General features: G+C 73.3%; 2 protein-coding genes. One reads left to right on the top strand and one right to left on the bottom strand.

Translation table 11 applies throughout. The features are described from left to right. The coding region (locus tag FV223_RS28710; RefSeq protein ID WP_187276297.1) for a polyprenyl synthetase family protein at positions 1-415 on the bottom strand (415 nt) is incomplete at its 3' end. Positions 416-521: 106 nt separating this feature from the next. Here FV223_RS28710 and FV223_RS28715 point away from each other — a divergent pair. Next, positions 522-890: NAD(P)-binding protein (locus tag FV223_RS28715; protein WP_147730008.1), on the top strand; the 369-nt coding region annotated here is incomplete at its 3' end.

An 890-nucleotide genomic window follows, 5' to 3' on the forward strand; every position in this document is an offset into this window, starting at 1 on the left:
CCAGCCCGACGAGCGCCGCGAGCCGATGCGGGTTCCTGGCCGCGCCCCGGGCCAACGTCTCGAACGCGAGCACGATCAGCGCGTCGCCGGTGAGCACCGCCAGCGGCTCGCCGAAGGCGACGTGCACGGTGGGCTTCTGCCGGCGGGTCTCGGCGTCGTCGAAGCAGGGCAGGTCGTCGTGGACGAGGGAGGCGCAGTGCAGCAGTTCGATCGCGGCGGCGGCGGACTCGGCGGCGGCCGGATCGTCGTCGCCGCAGGCGGCGGCCACCGCCAGGCAGAGCCGGGGCCGAATGCGATGGCCGCCCGGGAACACGGCGTAGCGGATCGCCTCGGCGAGCCGCGGCGGGGCGCCCGGCGCCTCGGCGTAGGCGACCGCGTTGTCCAGGGTCCGTTCGATGCGCTGGCCTGCGTCCACCGTGACCTCCCGTGTCAATTTGCTTTGACTTTTCGAAGTGTAATCTATGATTGACACTTGTCGCGGGTGAGATCAATGCCGGATCGTCGTGCGGCACGGGGGAACGATGGCGATCGAGCGGGTCGTGGTGATCGGGGGCGGCATCGGCGGGCTCGTCGCCGCCCTCCGGCTCGCCGTGGCCGGATGCGCGGTGACGCTGCTCGAGACCGCCGGCGTGCCCGGCGGCAAGATGCGCAGCGTGCCGGTCGGCGGCACCCGGATCGAGGCCGGCCCGACCGTGTTCACCATGCGCTGGATCCTCGACGAGATCTTCGCCGAGGCCGGTGCGGATCTGGGTGAGCGGGTCGCGCTGAGCCCCGCCCGCATTCTCGCCCGCCACGCCTGGAGCGCGTCCGAGCGGCTCGACCTGCTCGCCGACGTCGACGCCTCCGTCGACGCGATCGCCGCCTTCGCCGGCGCGCGCGAGGCCGAGGGC

It is taken from the genome of Methylobacterium sp. WL116 (genome assembly GCF_008039455.1).
Lineage (GTDB): Bacteria > Pseudomonadota > Alphaproteobacteria > Rhizobiales > Beijerinckiaceae > Methylobacterium.